The organism is Petrotoga sp. DB-2 (assembly GCF_054051725.1).
This window is the reverse complement of the sequence record NZ_JBSVZD010000002.1, coordinates 28,448-46,741: the sequence shown is the minus strand read 5'-3', so window position 1 is coordinate 46,741 and position 18,294 is coordinate 28,448. Positions and strand designations below refer to the sequence as shown.

Here is an 18,294-nt window from a genome sequence, read left to right as displayed (position 1 = left end):
TTCACTAGAGATCTTTTCTATAATACTTTGATTTAAAATGTACTTTTTCTGCTTCATCATAAACAATATTTCGTACCTCTTCTAATGTATCTGCCTTATTTACTAGCGATAATACCCTACCACCATCGGTAAGTAAATTTTCACCATCTTTTTTAACGCCAGAATAAAAGATTTTCGAAGTTATTCCAGGTTTTATTGTGATCCTTTCACCTTTTGTATAGGAAAAAGGATAGCCTTTGCTACTAAGTACGAGGCAAAAAGAAAATCCGTGATAAAACTCGATATTGGCAGTGTTAACTCTCTCTTCTCTTATGTCGTTTATAATATCAACAAAATCAGATTTTAATAAATAAAGCATTGATTGGGCTTCAGGGTCTCCTAAACGAACGTTGTATTCCAATACATAGGGTTCATCATTTTCTATTATTAAGCCTATATACAAAAATCCTTTATATAATAAACCCTCTTCTTTTAAACCGTTGATAGTTGGATTAATGATTTTTTGAAATATTACCTTCATTAATTTTTCATCTACATCAGGATGAGGTGTAATTGCTCCCATACCTCCAGTGTTTGGGCCTTGATCATTTTCCAACAGTTTCTTATGATCCTTCGAAACGTTGAAAAATTTGTAATTTCGACCATCCAACAGCAAAAAAATAGAAGCTTCAAAACCTTTCAAAAATTCCTCAACAACAATTTTTTTACCAGATTCACCAAATTTTTCTTCTTTCATAAGTTCATTAAGAGCTTGGGTAGAATCTTCATAAGAATTACATATAAAAACACCTTTACCTGCTGCTAAACCATCGGCTTTTATCACCAATGGATAAGAAGCCTTCTTGGAATATTCAAGGGCATCTTTCAACTCAACAAAAGTGTTAAAAGAAGCTGTTTGAACGTTGTGCCTTTTCATGAAACTCTTTGCGAATATCTTACTACTTTCTAATTGGGCAGCTTTTTGATTGGGGCCAATTATTTTTAAACCTGATTCTTCAAACTTATCAACTATTCCTTTTGCTAAATACTCTTCTGAACCAACTATTGTCATATCTACATTATTATTCTTAACAAAATTTATAATATCTTCGATAGATTCTATTTTTAAACTTTCACATTTATTTTCAATTGATATACCATCATTCCCAGGGGTTACAAACACTTTTTCTATATCTTCACTTTGAGACAACTTCCAAGCTATTGTGTGTTCTCTACCACCTTTGCCTATTACTAGTACTCGCATTATTTTTATCCTCCTGTTAGAAAAAACTATTTTTTAAAAACTTTAAAATTTTGTATATAGCGCCCCTTAGCTCCGCTGCCCACCCTCGTCTTATTTCTAAAATGTCTAGCAAAAGAAAGATCCACTACACCATCAAATTGCCTTTACCTTTTTTTGATAAATACATTATCACGCAAAAAAATATTAGATATGTTTGAAATGTCTCATTCCCGTAAATACCATAGCTATTCCATATTTGTTACACGCCTGAATAGACTCATCATCCCTGATTGACCCTCCGGGTTGAATTATTGCTTTTATTCCGTATTCCGCTGCCTTTTTTACCACATCACTAAAAGGAAAAAATGCATCTGAAGCTAAAACGTCTCCTCCTTTCCCTTTACTTCTTTCTAAAGCTTGAGTAGCAGCCCAGATTCTGTTGGGTTGGCCAGGCCCTATGCCTGTGGTAGCCTTGTTTTTTGATACGACTATTGCATTTGATTTTACGTGTTTTACCGCTTTCCACGCGAACAAAAGTTCTTCTTTGATTTTTTCTGGAACTTTAGTATCTGTTACAACCTTAAATTCATTTATAACCCCTTTATCAACTTCTTGAACAAGGATTCCCCCATCAACAGACACATATTCATACATATCAATTGGTTTAGAGTTCATTTTCAATATTCTTAAATTCTTTTTCTTTTTTAAAATATCCAAAGCCTCTTCATCATACTCTGGAGCCATTATTATTTCAAGAAATATTTTTTTTAGCTCAAGTGCGGTTTCAACATCAATTTTCCTGTTAAAAGCAACTATCCCACCGAATATTGAAACAGGATCGCATGAATAAGCCTTTTTGTATGCTTCTAAAACACTATCTCCTAAAGCAATACCACAAGGAGAACTGTGTTTTAAACAGCAACATGCTATATCTTCAAACTCATTCACAGCTTTCCAGGCAGAATCTGCGTCTCTCAAATTGTTAAAGGACAACTCTTTCCCATTTAATTGATCAAATGAAGTCATAGCTCCTGCACTTAAAGTATTTTTGTAAAAAGTGGCACTTTGATGGGGATTTTCACCATATCTCATTTCATAGCTTTTTTCAAATGGAACGGTTAAAAATTCTTGAAAATCATCATTATCTTTCAATTGAGCATTTAGATAATTACTTATACAGCTATCGTAAAAGGCAGTCAAATTAAAGGCTTTTGAAGCTAAGTACAATCTATATTTCTCATCAAACTCTTCTCTATTTTTTAATTTAGCTGATATCTGTTCCAAATCAGATTCATCTACTACAACTATAACGTCTTTGTAATTTTTGGCTGCAGATCTTATCATGGTTGGTCCACCTATATCTATAAATTCAATCAACTCATTCAGATCAACATCAGGTTTGTTAGCTACTTCTACAAACGGATAAAGATTAACATAAACAAGATCTATCGGTTTTATCTTTAAATTTTGCAAAGTTTCCATATCTTGAATATTCTCTCTTCTTGCAAGAATACCTCCATGTATAAAAGGATTCAAAGTTTTAACCCTTCCATTTAATATTTCGGGAAAATTGGTGATTTCTTCAACGGGCGTAACTATGATACCATTCTCCTGAAGTTTCTTAGCGGTTCCACCCGTTGAAATAATTTCAATTCCAAGTTCTTGAAGAGTTTGCGCGAAATCAACTACTTTATCTTTTTTATAAGTACTTAACAATGCTCTTTTTATCACTCTAATGCCCCCTATGTCATTTTATTTTATTAAATTCTTTTTAAAAACTCTAAACTTACTTTAAAACTTACTTTAGCGCCCCTTCGCCCCGCAGCCCACCCATAAGGAAAAGTAGAAGACTTTGCTCTTTCACCTTGTCCCCCACCCATATAAGAAAAGGAATCAGTGCTTTTCCCCTCAGTCCGTCTATAAGGATAAAAAAAGGTTTTACCCTTTCATTTGACAGCCATCTATCATTCTCTAGCTATATTCATCAGAATTGCTCAAAAGATTCTCAATTACTTGAGGATAATATTGATGCTCTAACTTATGAATTTCTTCCTCCAACTTTTCAAGATCCCAATTTTTGTCTACTTTTAACTTTTTTTGTAATATGATTTTCCCAGTATCAACTTCCTCTTCTACGTAATGAATTGTTATTCCTATATATTCTTCTTTATTATTATACGCCCTTTCTATTGAACGTAAACCAGGGTATTTCGGCAAAAGAGAAGGATGAATGTTTATTATTTTATCGGCATAATATCTAACTATGTAGCCTGGTAATATTCTCATATATCCTGCTAGTACCATTAGATCAAAATCTAGATCTTTCAAACGATCAAAAAGATAATCGTTATACTCCTTTTTTGATTTGAAAGAGGAATAGTCTATTATTTCATAATCTATTCCCAATCCTTTTGCTCTTTCTATTACGTAAGCTTTCTTGTTATCCGTTATCAATTTAATTATACTAGTTTTGGAAGACTTCAAAAAATATTTACATATAGCTTCAAAATTTGTCCCGTTACCTGAGGCTAAAATTACTATCTTTTTCACAGTATATCGCTCCTAATAAATTTGTTCACTTAATGATTTTAACCTTTTGGTTTGAATCGTTTACCGATTTCACTTCTCCAATAATGAAAAAGTCTTCCCTCAAAACAGATTCGAATATTTTTGTAATTTCAGAAAGATTTCTTTCTGGAACAACATATATCATACCGATACCCATGTTGAAGGTTTTGAACATTTCTTCATCAGAGACACCTGATTGTTTGATACTTTCAAAGATAGAAGGAGTCTCCCAATTAACCTTTATCTCTGCGCAAAAACCAGCAGGGATTATTCTGGGCAAGTTATCGATTATTCCCCCACCCGTTATGTGGGCAGCACCTTTTATATAATTAAGCAATGTTAAAGTTTGTTTAACATATATTCTTGTAGGGTTTAAAAGTTCTTCTGTGAAGGGAATTTTTCTTTCATCCAGTAATTTTCTAACCAAAGAATAGCCATTTGAATGTATCCCGGATGAAGAAAGACCAATAAGCTTATCACCTGACACTATCTTTGAATAGTCGAATATGTGATCTTTTTCAACTATTCCAACAGCGAAACCAGCGATATCTTCACTCTCGTTTCTAAAAACACCTGGCAATTCGGCAGTTTCTCCGCCTAAAAGAACACACTCATATTCATCTAAAATATTTTTTAAATGTCGAATGAAAGTGACAAAATGATTCTTGTTTAAGTTTGATGTAGAGAAATAATCTAAGAAAAATAAAGGCTTTGCCCCCACGCAAACCAAATCGTTTAAATTCATGGCCACTAAATCTTGGGCGGCTATATCCCATCTTTCATACTTTCTTAACAATTGAAGCTTTGTACCTATTCCATCAGAAGTAGCTACTAAAAAAGGGTTTTTATAATTGGATATTTCATCTTTAAGAGGAAATACCCCCGCATATGCACCTATATTGGAACCTATAAACGATCGGATTTCTTTAATTGATTCGTTAGCTTTGTCTATATCTACACCAGAGTTTTTATAAAACATAAATTGCCTCCCAATTTTGGTTATAGTGTCTTCTATGAAATTTGCTCCCCTTCGCCCGGCTGCCCACCCTTTTTGGGAAAGGACCTGCGGTCCCTTAGACCCTGGTGGGTGGAGGGCTCCGCCCTGTGACCCTTTTAAAACTAAATATTTAGTGAATTAATTGTTTGCATGGTTTTCTTGTAAGCCTTGTCTAGTCTTAGTTAGCGCCCCTTCGCCCCGCAGCCCACCCAAAAAGATAAAAGGGGATTTTGCCCCTTGATCCCGCTCCCCACCCATTTTAAAAACTTTAATCTTTTATAAAACAGTGAAAACAATAATTCTTTCCCTTTTCACCTAAAGAAGCAAGCAAATTCTCCAAAGTAATAAAATTAAGAGAGTCTGCATTAAGAATTTCTCTAATTTCTTCAACCGTTTTAGTTGCGCAGATTAATTCTTCTTTCGTAGGAATATCAACCCCCCAATGACACGTATTAACTACCATCGGAGAGGCTATTCCTATATGAACTTGTTTGGCGCCATTCTCCCTTAGCATCTTCACTATATGTTTCATCGTTGTTCCTCTGACGATAGAATCATCAATTAAAATAACTCTTTTGTTATCTATTACTTCTTTAACCGGTAAGAGTTTACGTCTGACTCCCAACTTTCTTTCTTGCAAATCGGGGTCGATAAAAGTTCTTCCAACATACTTGTTTCTCATTAGGCCCATTTCTAACGGAATACCAGATGCTTTTGAATATCCTAGAGCAGCAGAAAAGCCACTATCCATTACTGGAATGACTATATCAGCATCGATAGGATTTTCTTTTGCACACAACTCTCCTAATTTTTCACGCATTAAGTGCACATTATCACCAAATATATTTGAATCGGGCCTTGCGAAGTAAACATGTTCAAAAAAGCAAAACTTATTAGGACTATTCGAAGATATTACATGACTTTTAATCTTTCCCTCCTTTATTTCAATTAATTCACCGGGCTTTATTTCTCTAATTTTAGCGTTTCTAAGTGGGAAAAATTTGAAAGCGCTGTCTTCTGAAGCTACATAAATTCCATTTTCTGTTTCACAAATACTTAAGGGCCTGTATCCAAAAGGATCTCTAAAAGCGATAATTTTATCTTTGAAAAGGAAAAGTAGAGAGTAAGAAGGAGATATATTTTCAGCAATTAACTTACCCATTTCTTCACTTTTCCAACTTGAAGGAGATCCTTTTAGTTTATTAACTAAAAGATGGGGGAAAAGTTCAGTATCTGAAGTTGTCATAAATATGGAGCCTTGCTCTTCGTATTTCTCTTTCAATTCAGGGCCATTTTCTATTTGACCGTTGTGTGCTATGGAAAAAAATTCATTTTTATATTTTATAGTAAGCGGTTGAGCATTTGTGAAATTAGAGAGACCTTTCGTTGAATATCTTACGTGCCCAATCCCAAAATAACCGTTAATTTTTTTTGATACACCGCCCCCGAAAACTCTATTGACTACGCCTTTACCCTTATAAGTTGTAATCTTAGTGCCATCTGATACAGAGATCCCTGCAGATTCTTGGCCTCTATGTTGAAGTGCCAAAAGACCTTCAACAATTCTGCCACTTACGTTGTACTTTTCACTCTTTGAATATGCGGCAAACAAACCACAATTTTCCATCAGCATTTAATTATTCCTCCACACTTTTTGAAATACTACCAAAATAAATGTTTTTCAGCTCTCTTAAATCAAAACAAACGCTGCCGATATCAATTCCTTCATCACTGGATTTTATCTCTCCCAATTTTTTAACGTTGATGTTAGATGATTTAGCAATATCTTCAAAAGTATAGGAATCTTTTCTACTAACAGATACAATGAATCTACCCTGATTCTCTCCGAAAAGTTCTTCTATGGAAGTATCTAAAATACCTTTAAAACCACGATTACTCAATATACAGGACACCGCCAAAGCAGTGAGCAAACCTCCTTTTGATACATCATGCACACTTTTTAAAATACCTTTTTCTATTAGATCCAATATAAAGTTTTGCAAATATCTTTCATACATTGGATTTACAAAGTCGATTTCTCCACCTACAAAAGCTTCAAGAACTTTTAAATAAAGACTTCCACCTATCTTATCAATATTGATATCTGTTTTTCCAATTAAATATACTAAATCACCACAATCCTTGAATTTTAAATTAACTATTTTTTTTATATCTTTAATTTCCCCAATCATACCGATCACAGGCGTAGGAAAAATTGATGTTTCATAATACGAATTGTAAAAACTAACGTTACCACTAACCACTGGGGTAGAAAGTTCTTTTGAAGCTTCAATTAAACCTTCAATACTTTTTTCAAATTGCCAGGATACTTCGGGATCATCAGGATCACCAAAATTAAGGTTGTCCGTGATAGCTAAAGGTTTTGCACCCACGGAGATCAGATTTCTAGCGGCTTCGTATACAACGTTCTTGGTACCCTCAAATGGATCTAAATAGGTGTAAAGTTCGTTGCTATCAATCGTTACAGCCATTGCCTTATGAGTGTTTTTTAACCATAGTACCGCACTATCGGCTTGTTCTGGTATCAATATTGTATTTGTCCCAACTTTAAAATCATACTGTTGATATATCCATTTTTTACTAGATATATTGTGGCTTGATAACAATATTTTTAATATTTTATCTATATCTTTTATCTTTGTTCTTGGGTATTTTTTTGCTTTGTTCAATATATAAGTTGAAGGAATGGTATTGTTTCTATAATATTCAGGGGCGTTAACTAAGATCTCTATTGGAAGATCAGCAAGAACCTTGCCTTCACTATTTTCTCTCACAACGTAATGAGGGGTAGAAATTGTCCTTCCGATAATTGCAAAATCGATTAAGTATTTATTACAGACGTCTTCTACTTTTTTCTCTGTACCAGGATTAACCAAAAAAAGCATCCTCTCTTGAGATTCAGAAAGCATTATTTCCCAAGGTTCTATATCCTCTTGCCTTTTCGGTATATTATCTAAATAAAGTTCACAACCAACTCCACCCTTATAAGCCATTTCAGAAGTAGAGCTAAGAACACCGGCAGCTCCCATATCTTGACAAGCCCTTACCCCTTTTATTTTCAGTATCTCAAGTGTCGCTTCGATTAGGTTCTTTTCTGTAAAGGGATCTCCAACTTGGACTGAAGGTCTGTCATCTTTTCCACTCAATTTTTTTGATGCAAAAGAGGCCCCATGGATTCCATCACGTCCAGTTTTAGATCCTACATATACAAGAAGTTTATCAGGTCCATCAGCGTGGGAAGATGCCAAATGATTTTTGTTAGCGACACCGATACACATCACGTTTACCAAAGGGTTTGTTGAATATATTTCATTGAATGAAGTCTCTCCACCTACCGTTGGGACACCAATAGAATTTCCATAGTCACTTATACCTGAAACAACACCTTCGAAAATGTTCTTCACCTTTGGATCAGAAATATTACCAAATTTCAGCGAATCTAAAAGTGCTATGGGCCTTGCTCCCATAGCCAATATGTCTCTAACTATCCCACCAATACCAGTGGCTGCCCCTTGATAAGGTTCTACAGCAGAGGGATGGTTGTGACTTTCGACCTTAAAAACAACAGATTTTCCTCCAATTTGAACGTATCCCGCATTTTCGCTTTCATAAGATTCATTAATTTTTTTTAGATAATGTTTAGAATGTTTGTAACCACAATGTTCAGACCATTGGGCAGAAAAAAGGTATGTTTCAAATTCGTTGGGTAATCTCCCCAACTTTTCTTCGATAAGATCAAATTCTTCACCTGAAATACCTAATTCCAACGCTATCTCTTTAATTGTTAATTGATTCTGCACTAGTCAAATACCTCCTGATAGATTGAAAAATGTAATTGCCATCCTCATTACCTAATACGCTATGACAAGCTCTTTCTGGGTGAGGCATTAAACCAAAGACATTGTATTCTTCATTTATTATGCCTGCTACATCATCAAATGAACCGTTGGGATTCTCTTTATACTTTAATACAATATTTTTAGGATTAAGTTTGTTATCTTTAATAATATAACGGCCTTCCTTGTGGGCTATAGGTAAAGTTAAAATCTTTTTTTGGACGTTATTAATAAACGGCGTATCATAATTTATGACCTCAACTTCAACATCCTTACATATGAATCTATGAGACGTGTTGACAGTTAATACCCCAGGTAATATCCCTGCTTCTGTTAATATCTGAAAACCATTACAAACTCCTAAAACCAATCCTCTTTTGTTTAATATATACTTCTCAACAGATTTCATTACTGGAGAAAATCTTGCTAATGCCCCCACTCTTAAATAATCTCCATAGGAAAATCCTCCTGGAATAAAAACTAAATCGAAATCCAATAATTGATTAAAATCATGCCATATATATTTCGTATCAAAACCGTTAATCGTCAAAGCAAAATTTGCATCTCTATCACAATTTGAACCAGGGAAAACTATAATTCCAGCCTTTAACGAATTCTCATTCCTCACACTGTTCACTTCCTATTCAAATCGATGATTTCAAAATCCTCTAAAACAGGATTGGTTAAAATTTTATACGCTATTTCTTTAGCTTTATCTTTGGCTGTTTCATAGCTATCTTCTTTTATGTCTAATTCTATACTTTTTCCAAATCTTACACTTTCAACGTTGTAATTCAACCTTCTTAAAACCTTGAAAGTAGCAGCTCCCTGAGGGTCTAAAATTCCTTCTCTTAACTTTACTTTTACTTCAAATCGGAAAGTTTTCTGCTCCTCCTTAATCATATATCCAACCTCCCAAGCAATACTTCGTAGGCGTTTAGTAGATCTCCCTTTTCTTCCCTATACACATCTTTGTCAAGGGATTCCATAGTATTTGCGTCCCAAAAACGGCATGTATCAGGTGAAATCTCATCTATCAACGTAACTTTATTATCGTTTTTACTGATTCCGAACTCTAATTTAAAATCCACCAAAATAATTCCTTTAGATTTTAAATAATCACTCAAAATATCGTTGACTTTTTTAGAAATGGAAATAATTTGATCTAAGACGTCTTCTGTGGTAATTTTCAAAAGAAGGACAGCATCTTTTGTGATCATGGGATCTCCTAACTCGTCATTTTTCAAAGAAAATTCAACTAAAGGATAATCAAGTATCAATCCTTTTTTCACACCATATCTTTTACAAAAACTGCCCGCGGTGTAATTTCTAATTATAACTTCAAGGGGAATTAAATCCGTCCATTTTGCAACGAAAGAGGTTTCATCATAATCGTTTATGTAATGGGTATTTATACCTTGATTATTCAGCATTTCAAAAAAGAACTTGGAAATCTTTTTGTTAATTTTACCTTTGTTAAGGATTTGATCTTTTTTTAATCCGTTGAACGCTGTGACATCGTCTTTGAATCTTATCAACAATTTCTTCTCATCGAACTTGTATACTTTTTTGGCTTTCCCTTCGTATAAAAGCTCAAAATTTTTCTTATCTTCCATCTTTTTCACCTTCTATCAACCTTTTTGCAAAGTATGCTGCATTTTTCATTCCACTACTTCCAATTCCCATGGTTGCAACAGGCACCCCACTAGGCATCTGTACCATAGAAAGTAATGCATCTATTCCATTTAAAGGACCTACATCTCTGGGAACACCAATAACGGGGAGGTTGGTTAATGAAGCGATTACACCAGGTAAGGCAGCAGAAAGACCGGCGACAGCTATTATGACACTATACTCGTTAGTGGGAAGTTCTTCAATAAATTTGGTTAACTCTTTTAAATTCCTGTGAGCACTAAACACTTTGTAATCGTAACTCATTTTCCATTCTTCAAAGAGGTCAATGGCAGTCTTTACAAAAATCTCATCTGATTGACTTCCAGATATCAAAAGGACTTTCTTACTCAAAGTTATCTCTCCTTTTTTTTAATATCAAAATAAAAAATCCTACCTCTTGTACAGCAGAGAGGTAGGATGTTGATATAAAAATCTCTAACCCCTCTTACTGTAGTCAAACAGTTTACGGCTGTTCGGTAGAAACTGCCGAACCATATTATCGGCATTATACAGAAAGAGGTTTCTTCTTTATTAATTTTTTTATGAATTCATTATAACAAACAAACTTTAGCTGAAGGTTAATTCTGTGAAAAATAAAGTAAATATAATAAAGTATTTACACTCGAAAATTATCTTTTATATTGGAGTATTTATCAGTATTTTCCACGAAATCGATTACCTTTTTTTCTATTTGATCTCTTACTTTTCGAAATACTTCTAATTGTTCTTCTTCAGAACCTTGGACAGCAGCTGGATCATCAAAAGGCCAATATAATCTTATACTAACGCCAGGGAAAAAAGGACATTCTTTTTCTGCTTTGGAGCAGACAGTTATTAAAAAACCAAATCTATCGTTCAAGTATATATCCAAACTTTTTGAGTATTGTTCAGACATAGATATCCCTTTTTCTTCCATGACTTTTATAGTCAAAGGATGAATTTCACTTGCTTCTAATCCAGCGCTAAAAGCCTCGAACTTATCATCTCCGTATTTCTTCAAAAATGCCTGTGCCATCTGACTTCTTGCAGAATTTCTCGAACACAAGAACAAAACTTTGATTTTATTCATAATTCTCCTCCCCTGGATGATGGTTTAATCTAGCAATTTCATCTAATTCTTTTATATCGGCTCTCTTTTCCTGAATTTTAAAATCGTCAAATCTTTTATCTTTAAGTTTTTGAAGAATATCTTTTTCGTTTTTGGCCTTTAAATAATTCTGCCTTGCAATTTCTTCTTCTTCTAACTTCTCTTGTAGTACAGAGTGTAGAAGTGATAATTGTTCATTTAAATAATTTTTATACTCTATCATATTTGAAAGTTTAGTAATTGAGATAGTATCTTTTACCTCTTTTATAAATTCTGTTGAAAAGGTATCGATCTTATTACTGATCTGATTAATTTCGTCTTCAACTAACTGCCTTTGTTTGCTTTTTTTACCCAATTCTATTCTTGCATTATCTTCTAAAATTTTTTTTAGATCTTTCAATCGCTCTAGCCGAAATTCAAATTTCAATATTCATCCCCCTGTTCACATTAAAACTTTACTTGATACCGTATCTATCCAGCTTATAATAAAGGTTCCTAACGGTTAAGCCTAATTTTCGGGCAACTTCTGTTTTATTACCGTGGCTTGCTTCCAGTACTTCCATAATTACCTTCTTCTCAAAATCTTCAGTCATCTCTTTAAGCGTTCCTGTAACTTCTTCTACCTTTTCTACCAAATCGGGAATGTGTGTGGAAGTAACTAAGGAATCACTGTTATCCATTGCCAACATGGCCCGGTCGATTACATTCTCCAATTCTCTTATGTTCCCTGGCCACGAATAATTCATCAATTTATTCAAGGCATCTTCAGTAAATCCATAAACTATTCTTCCATACTTTCTATTTAAACTATGTAGTAACTGCAGAGCCAGCTCAGGTATGTCTTCCTTTCTTTCTCTTAATGGTGGAACTTCGATATTTACTACTGAAATTTTGTATAAAAGCTCTTTAGAAAATTTCCCCAAACTAGAAAGAACCTTTAAATCTTCGGTTGTAGAAAAGATGAACCTAACATCGGGAATAAAATCGTAATAATTCGTATCGAAAACATTGTCTTTAAGAAAGGCTAAAAGTTTTCTCTGCATTTCAATATCCATCAGATCTATATTTTCTAAAAAAAGGGTCCCTTTATTCGCCTGTACCAGATAACTATTTTCCCCAAAAAGGTACTCTTCTTGTCTTTCTCTTGGGATCAAAGAAAAGTTTAATTTGAGATACGGTCCCTCTTTCCTCGCACTTGCGTTATGAATAGCTTGTGCTAGTACCTCTTTCCCTACTCCGAATTCACCTATTAATAAAAGGTTCACGTCTACTGACGCTATTTTACTTGCTTGAGCTACTACATCTTTCATAATTTCAGATTTAACCACCAAATCATCAAAGGTGTGTGTAGCACTCTCTTTTTTTAACATCCTTTTTGTCGCTTCAAGTTCGTTTATCAATCTTTGAATCTCGGAAATATCGTGAATAACGGCGACACTTCCCTTGAATTCATTCTTAACAAAAAGTGGGGTGACGCTTGCTACTACTTCTTTTTTGTTCGTAGCTAACCTTTTTTTTACATTGTATATAGGCTTTTTCTCTTTTGCACATTGAATATGTAAACTTTCACCTTCTGCCAAATCTATAGTAGCAGGTTTACCAATAACCTCTCTCGGTGTTAGTCCAGTGATTTTTGTATAAGCTCTGTTGACCATAGTCACACGACCTTCTTGATCAGCTACAGAAATGGCATCGGAAGTAGAATCAATTATGGAACTTAAGAGGGCTTCCATTTCTCTTAAATTAGTGATCTCTTCGGCTAACTTTTGTAATGTAGTAATATCTCTAAAAACAGCCGCAACTGCGATAGTTTCATTGTTATCATTTTTTATAGGGATACGGGAAGTTAAAATTACTTTATCTCCTAAACTTTGCAATTTGTCGTATTCTGGTTCCCCAGTTCTCAAAACAATATGCAATCTTGTATTTGGGACATTTTCAACTATATTTTGCTCAATTATTTTTTCTTTATCAACCCCTAAAATTCTACAGGCCGAGTCATTTATGTAAAGAATCCTTTCCCTTTCATCTATTATCATCACTCCGTCTTGTGACTGATCAAGAACGTACCTCATCAGTTCCATTTCTTTCATAAAATCACCCCTCTGCTAGGTGCAAATGTTTATTTCAAACTTGAGTAAACTTCATTATCTTCTTTTAACTTGTGAGTCTGAATCCAACCATTCTCAAACCCTAATTCATACAAATAGTCGACTACTTCCTGATATTCCGATTTGTATAAATATCTTGATAACTTTTCATAATTTTTAGCCTTATAAACTGGGACGTACTGGTCCATTAAACTGACATGTATCTTTTTGGAAATTTCATACTTTAAGAATTTTAAGGCTTCTTTCGCCTGGTTTATTAAATTTGGTAAAACGAGAATACGAATTATTATTCCTCTTTTCAAAATATTAGACTTTTCATCTAATAGAAAAGTTTCACCAACTTGACGATACATCTCTTTAATAGCTATTTGGGCATTACTCCAGTAATCCTTTACTCCCGAATACCGTTTACCAACGATATTACTAGTATACCTTATATCAGCCAAATATATATCAACGACATTTTCCATTAACTTTAAAGTTTCTATACTTTCATAAGAAGAAGTATTCCACACTATGGGTAATCGAAATCCTCGTTCTATTGCATATATTAAAGCATCAAAAATAAAAGGTAAGTATGGAGTTGCAGTTACCAAATCTAAATTAGCGGCCTTCATTTCATTCTGCAATTTTAAGAAAATTTCTCCTAACTCTTCAGTAGAAATCTTCTTTCCGAAACCCAATTGACTGAAATTGAAATTCTGACAGTACACACATCTCATCGTGCAATTGCTGAAGAAAACACCACCTGCACCATTTTCTCCTTTCAATACGGGCTCTTCTCCCGGATAAAGAACATATTCGGAAATTTTTATTTCATTCCCTACCCTACAAGATCCCATATTTTTTAGCCTATTTACTTTACACTTTCGAGGGCACAGATCACATTCTTCTAAGCGTTTGATCAAATAATCACGTCTTTTATGAAGTTCACCTGATTCATATAACTTCATGTACGAAGGTAGAATTTCCATTTTATAATATACCTCCACTCATCATACAGCCTTTTAGAAACTCTAAAACTTTATATAGCGCCCCTCCGACCCGCTCCCCACCTCACAGTTTGAAGAGAACGCACAACATTCGTAACTATAGCTAATCTGGAAATTTTCTCTTTCGGCTTTTTCTATAACTTTGCCGATAGGTTGAACAATTTTATTTACAATACCCAAAAGCTTGGTTTGTAGCTCTTCTCTATATTTCCCTTTAGGATGCATACAACCTAGAGTTAACTTTTTATAAGAAAAATCCTTTCTTACTTTTGAAAGAAAAGAAACAACGTCAGTGACTTTTGGAGGTTGATAAGAATAGAATTCAGTTCCAACGGTGGGTATAAAAACTAAAAATATTATTTCATCTATTTGATCTGCAAATTTCTTTAATTTTTCAATTGCTTTTTGTTCATGAGAGAATTCTCCTTTATTCAAGCCTATGGTAATATGTGGTTTAACGACAAAATCATTATTTACGAGTAATTCGAAAGAAGCCCACATCTTATCATAATCAAATTTCCCATAAACCTCTCTAACAGTTTGCTGATCTCCAACTAGGTCAAAAGATACGGTATCCGCGATCTCTTTTAAAACATGGATATCTTTTTCATCCACGTAGCCTGTATGTACGTTGTATTTCAAATTGTATTTGGTTTTTAGAGTATATAGTGTATCCGCAAAAATAGTAAGTGGAACCTTTCTATCAGCCAATAATCCACCACTAATTAAAAAAGAAGTGAACCCTTTTTTTACTAAATTTTCCATATCCTTTACTCGGGCCATATTATTTAGATAATGGCCACCACAATGTTTACAGTTCAGATAACAATAATTTCCCGTTAATGATACTGAAGAGGTGTTCTTTAATATAACAAATTCAATGTCTTTAATCAACTCTATCATTCCCGCCAGTAGAGTTCAAAAACTTCTCACAGGCGATTTTTGCTGCTAATTGTTCGGCAAATTTTTTTGAAAAGCCTTCACCTATTCCAAGTATCTCATCATCTAATTTAACTGCCACCTTGTATCTTTTCATATGTGATGGTCCAGAAGCACTTAATAACACATATTCAGGCAATTTTTTTGTTTTTTCTTGAGTTAGTTCTTGTAACTTCGTTTTATAATCGAGAAAAATATTCCCTTCAACAGCGTTCTCAATGTATTCTTTCATGTTTTTTATAATATACTTTTTCACCTTTTCATAACCACAGCTAATATATATACCGGCAAATAGTGCTTCCATAGCGTCAGATAAAATTGACTTTTTTCTTCGCCCACCTTGTTTGTCTTCACCTTTACTTAAAAAAATAAAATCATCTAATCCCAACTTCAAAGCAACTTCTGCTAAAATAACTTCGCTTCCTATAATAGCCCTCGCCTTTGACATTTCTCCTTCGGAAAGGTAATAATTATTGTAAAGAAACTCGGAGATAACTAACTCCAAAACAGCATCTCCGAGAAATTCTAATCTTTCATTAGAATCAAGTTTTCTTTGAATATTTTCGCTATCGAAAACGTATGATTTATGACACAACGCTTCAAACAATAAGCTTTCTTTCACACATGGTGGCAGTAGGAGCTCCTTTTTTGCTTTTTTTACTGTTTGTTCCTCTTGCAAAGTCAATTTTAAATTACCCTCATACTTCATTTGTTTTCAATTAATCCTTTCATCTTTTTTACCAATGAGTCTACGTCAAATCCAAGAACTTTTAGCAAATCTTTAATCGTTCCAGACGGAGCATATTCTTTTAATCCCATAGGTTCAAAATAAGAAGGTTTCAAAGAATTTCTGATCATAGCTTTTGACAGTTCATTTGACAAACCATTTTCTACGTTGTGATCTTCTAAAGTTAATACAATATTATTGTCTACGTATTCTTTAACATCAGTAAGATCGAAATCTAAAGGAGTTGGTACACCAATAACTGTAATATGAATATCTTCTTCTTTCAACTTATCAGCTGCTTCCACCGCCAAATGAGCAAAACTTCCGTACGTGAATACTGTTAGATCTTTACCTTTTCTAAAAACATCCAACTTCCCATACTCAAAGTTATAATCGTTATCGTAATAAACGTTACCCACTTCATCTAACAAGATTGGCAAGCTAGATCTTCCCATAGCAATTACAAAGTTACCAGGAACTTTTGCAGCATATCTAATCGTTTTATCAGTTTGATTGGCATCACAAGGTACGATCAGTTTAGTATGGTATAAACTTCTGACTATCCCAATATAATTGACTTCATGATGGGTCTTACCATCTTCTCCAACATCGATACCACAGTGGGTGACAACGGTTTTCAAATTAGTGTGATTAATATCGTTTAATCTTTGTTGATTAAATGTCTCGTCTAAACCAAAAACCCCAAAATCAGAAAAAAAAGTCAAGACTCCATTAACAGATAACGCACCCCCAATGGTAGCAGCGTTATGTTCCTCAATACCAATTTGAATGTAACCCTCAGGATTGACTTTTTCAAATTTTTCCAATTTAACGGATGGTTTCAAATCACAATCGATCGCAACTACTGGAAAGTTAGCCATATTCAGTTTTGCGAGATCAGCAATAGCATTCCCAAAGGCGTTACGATTAGCCACCTTTTCTCCCTTCTCATACACTATGGGTTGTCCGGTTTCAACCTTCAATTCAATATTTGGATAATTTATTTTTTCCCTAGATAAAGCCATATTTTTTCTTTTTTCAATGTACTTTTCCACATCGTTTTCTAAACCTAATTCTTCTAAAGCCTTATTTAACTGTTCTTTAGTGAGTGCTTTACCGTGATAGGTTGGGGTGTTTTCCATAAAAGAAACCCCTTTTCCTATAATCGTTTTTGCTACAATCACAGTTGGCCTTAGCGGCTCATTTTCAGCTACTTCTAATGCCTTATTGATCTGCTCGAAATTGTGACCATCAATTTCTATTACATTCCAACCAGCTGCTTCATATTCTCCAACTATATTTACGGATAATATATCTCTAGCTCTTCCAGATATTTGAATATCGTTGTAATCAAGTAATACAATTAGGTTATTTAGGCCTTCTTTTATCGCAGTTCTTCTAGCTTCAGCAATTTGACCTTTTGAACTTTCTCCATCACTACTAAAAACGTAAACTCTATAGTCTTTTTTCCTCTTCTTTGCTGCCAAAGCCATTCCTATCCCAGCTGATAAACCTTGACCTAAATTCCCTGTTGACCACTCGACACCTGGTATCCCACGGGTAACATGCCCTTCAAATATACTGCCGGCATATCTGAATCCTGAAATAACTTCTTCAATGTCAATAAAGCCCATCCTTGCTAAAGCCACATAAAAACCAGGGGAAGTGTGACCATGACTAACCACAATCCTATCTCTATCTGGATTGAAAGGATCTTCCGGAAATATATTTGCCCTATTCAATACCGATAAAAACATGTCAATTGAAGACATAGATCCTGCGGGATGACCAGAATTAGCCACAGTAGTCATCTTCAATATATCTCCTCTGGCGACTGATGACAAGCTTTTTAGCTCTTTTAAACTTTTTTTCAATGAATCCACCTCCAAAGAATTTAGAACTAGTATTAGAAAAATCTTCGAATGATAATTGATAACAATGTAACTAACCCACTTACAATAAGCATGGTTGTAATAGGAATATATAAAACAAAATTTTCTCTTTTTATTATTATATCTCCGGGGAGTCTTCCAAGTTTTATATTAAAAGCGAACATCAACCCTATTATTACAAACAAAATGCCTATTGTTATGAATATAGCCGCTAGTGTTCTCATATGA

The 18,294-nt window shown here is 34.1% G+C and carries 18 protein-coding genes and 1 riboswitch; all 18 genes read right to left on the bottom strand.

All coding sequences use genetic code 11. The features are described 5' to 3' along the window. Positions 1 to 4 precede the first annotated feature (4 nt). Positions 5 to 1,243: a phosphoribosylamine--glycine ligase gene (gene purD / locus ACW9JY_RS01260; protein ID WP_457283073.1), complete on the bottom strand. Its 1,239-nt coding sequence runs from the start codon at positions 1,241 to 1,243 to the stop codon at positions 5 to 7. A gap of 183 nt (positions 1,244 to 1,426) precedes the next feature. Beyond that, positions 1,427 to 2,953 (bottom strand): bifunctional phosphoribosylaminoimidazolecarboxamide formyltransferase/IMP cyclohydrolase, encoded by a 1,527-nt coding sequence (gene purH / locus ACW9JY_RS01255; RefSeq protein ID WP_457283072.1) that lies wholly within the window; start codon positions 2,951 to 2,953, stop codon positions 1,427 to 1,429. Between the two features lie 240 nt (positions 2,954 to 3,193). After that, positions 3,194 to 3,772 (bottom strand): phosphoribosylglycinamide formyltransferase, encoded by a 579-nt coding sequence (gene purN / locus ACW9JY_RS01250; protein ID WP_457283071.1) that lies wholly within the window; start codon positions 3,770 to 3,772, stop codon positions 3,194 to 3,196. Positions 3,773 to 3,797: 25 nt separating this feature from the next. Next, positions 3,798 to 4,769: a phosphoribosylformylglycinamidine cyclo-ligase gene (gene purM, locus ACW9JY_RS01245; RefSeq protein ID WP_457283070.1), complete on the bottom strand. Its 972-nt coding sequence runs from the start codon at positions 4,767 to 4,769 to the stop codon at positions 3,798 to 3,800. 286 nt (positions 4,770 to 5,055) lie between these two features. Next, the gene (gene purF / locus ACW9JY_RS01240; RefSeq protein ID WP_457283069.1) at positions 5,056 to 6,420 is read right to left on the bottom strand and encodes an amidophosphoribosyltransferase; all 1,365 of its coding nucleotides are present in this window, start codon (positions 6,418 to 6,420) and stop codon (positions 5,056 to 5,058) included. 4 nt (positions 6,421 to 6,424) lie between these two features. Next, a complete protein-coding gene (gene purL, locus ACW9JY_RS01235; protein WP_457283068.1) occupies positions 6,425 to 8,608 on the bottom strand; it encodes a phosphoribosylformylglycinamidine synthase subunit PurL in 2,184 nt (727 codons plus the stop codon). After that, a complete protein-coding gene (gene purQ / locus ACW9JY_RS01230) occupies positions 8,586 to 9,272 on the bottom strand; it encodes a phosphoribosylformylglycinamidine synthase subunit PurQ (RefSeq protein ID WP_457283067.1) in 687 nt (228 codons plus the stop codon). Before purQ ends, purL begins: the two co-directional genes overlap by 23 nt. 5 nt (positions 9,273 to 9,277) lie before the next feature. After that, the gene (gene purS, locus ACW9JY_RS01225) at positions 9,278 to 9,547 is read right to left on the bottom strand and encodes a phosphoribosylformylglycinamidine synthase subunit PurS (protein WP_103076917.1); all 270 of its coding nucleotides are present in this window, start codon (positions 9,545 to 9,547) and stop codon (positions 9,278 to 9,280) included. Continuing rightward, positions 9,544 to 10,260, bottom strand: coding sequence for a phosphoribosylaminoimidazolesuccinocarboxamide synthase (gene purC, locus ACW9JY_RS01220; protein WP_457283066.1), 717 nt, complete (start codon positions 10,258 to 10,260; stop codon positions 9,544 to 9,546). The genes purS and purC overlap by 4 nt, the downstream gene beginning before the upstream one ends. After that, positions 10,250 to 10,669 carry a 5-(carboxyamino)imidazole ribonucleotide mutase gene (locus ACW9JY_RS01215; protein WP_103076924.1) on the bottom strand — a complete coding sequence of 140 codons (420 nt, stop codon included), beginning with the start codon at positions 10,667 to 10,669 and terminating at the stop codon, positions 10,250 to 10,252. The genes purC and ACW9JY_RS01215 overlap by 11 nt, the downstream gene beginning before the upstream one ends. Before the next feature lie 80 nt (positions 10,670 to 10,749). Further along, positions 10,750 to 10,851: riboswitch (purine riboswitch) on the bottom strand. Between the two features lie 83 nt (positions 10,852 to 10,934). Continuing rightward, the gene (locus tag ACW9JY_RS01210; protein WP_457283065.1) at positions 10,935 to 11,387 is read right to left on the bottom strand and encodes an arsenate reductase ArsC; all 453 of its coding nucleotides are present in this window, start codon (positions 11,385 to 11,387) and stop codon (positions 10,935 to 10,937) included. After that, entirely contained in the window at positions 11,380 to 11,832 is a 453-nt protein-coding gene (gene fliJ, locus ACW9JY_RS01205) for a flagellar export protein FliJ (RefSeq protein ID WP_457283064.1), read from the bottom strand. The genes ACW9JY_RS01210 and fliJ overlap by 8 nt, the downstream gene beginning before the upstream one ends. A 28-nt stretch (positions 11,833 to 11,860) precedes the next feature. Then, positions 11,861 to 13,498: a PAS domain S-box protein gene (locus tag ACW9JY_RS01200; protein WP_457283063.1), complete on the bottom strand. Its 1,638-nt coding sequence runs from the start codon at positions 13,496 to 13,498 to the stop codon at positions 11,861 to 11,863. A 29-nt stretch (positions 13,499 to 13,527) separates the two neighbouring features. After that, positions 13,528 to 14,490, bottom strand: coding sequence for a radical SAM protein (locus ACW9JY_RS01195; protein ID WP_457283062.1), 963 nt, complete (start codon positions 14,488 to 14,490; stop codon positions 13,528 to 13,530). A gap of 42 nt (positions 14,491 to 14,532) precedes the next feature. Continuing rightward, positions 14,533 to 15,411, bottom strand: a complete 879-nt coding sequence (locus ACW9JY_RS01190) for a radical SAM protein (protein ID WP_457283061.1) — start codon at positions 15,409 to 15,411, stop codon at positions 14,533 to 14,535. After that, on the bottom strand, positions 15,395 to 16,156 hold the full coding sequence (rnc, locus tag ACW9JY_RS01185) for a ribonuclease III (RefSeq protein WP_457283060.1): 762 nt from the start codon (positions 16,154 to 16,156) through the stop codon (positions 15,395 to 15,397). The genes ACW9JY_RS01190 and rnc overlap by 17 nt, the downstream gene beginning before the upstream one ends. Then, a complete protein-coding gene (locus ACW9JY_RS01180) occupies positions 16,153 to 18,048 on the bottom strand; it encodes a transketolase (protein ID WP_457283059.1) in 1,896 nt (631 codons plus the stop codon). The genes rnc and ACW9JY_RS01180 overlap by 4 nt, the downstream gene beginning before the upstream one ends. Before the next feature lie 32 nt (positions 18,049 to 18,080). Next, entirely contained in the window at positions 18,081 to 18,290 is a 210-nt protein-coding gene (locus ACW9JY_RS01175; protein WP_457283058.1) for a DUF2905 domain-containing protein, read from the bottom strand. Positions 18,291 to 18,294 lie beyond the last annotated feature (4 nt).

Coding starts and splice junctions, on each gene's coding strand:
- purD (WP_457283073.1), bottom strand. CDS start 1,243: ATGCGAGTACTAGTAATAGGCAAAGGTGGTAGAGAACACACAATAGCT.
- purM (WP_457283070.1), bottom strand. CDS start 4,769: ATGTTTTATAAAAACTCTGGTGTAGATATAGACAAAGCTAACGAATCA.
- purF (WP_457283069.1), bottom strand. CDS start 6,420: ATGCTGATGGAAAATTGTGGTTTGTTTGCCGCATATTCAAAGAGTGAA.
- purS (WP_103076917.1), bottom strand. CDS start 9,547: ATGATTAAGGAGGAGCAGAAAACTTTCCGATTTGAAGTAAAAGTAAAG.
- purC (WP_457283066.1), bottom strand. CDS start 10,260: ATGGAAGATAAGAAAAATTTTGAGCTTTTATACGAAGGGAAAGCCAAA.
- ACW9JY_RS01210 (WP_457283065.1), bottom strand. CDS start 11,387: ATGAATAAAATCAAAGTTTTGTTCTTGTGTTCGAGAAATTCTGCAAGA.
- ACW9JY_RS01200 (WP_457283063.1), bottom strand. CDS start 13,498: ATGAAAGAAATGGAACTGATGAGGTACGTTCTTGATCAGTCACAAGAC.
- ACW9JY_RS01195 (WP_457283062.1), bottom strand. CDS start 14,490: ATGGAAATTCTACCTTCGTACATGAAGTTATATGAATCAGGTGAACTT.
- ACW9JY_RS01190 (WP_457283061.1), bottom strand. CDS start 15,411: ATGATAGAGTTGATTAAAGACATTGAATTTGTTATATTAAAGAACACC.
- rnc (WP_457283060.1), bottom strand. CDS start 16,156: ATGAAGTATGAGGGTAATTTAAAATTGACTTTGCAAGAGGAACAAACA.
- ACW9JY_RS01175 (WP_457283058.1), bottom strand. CDS start 18,290: ATGAGAACACTAGCGGCTATATTCATAACAATAGGCATTTTGTTTGTA.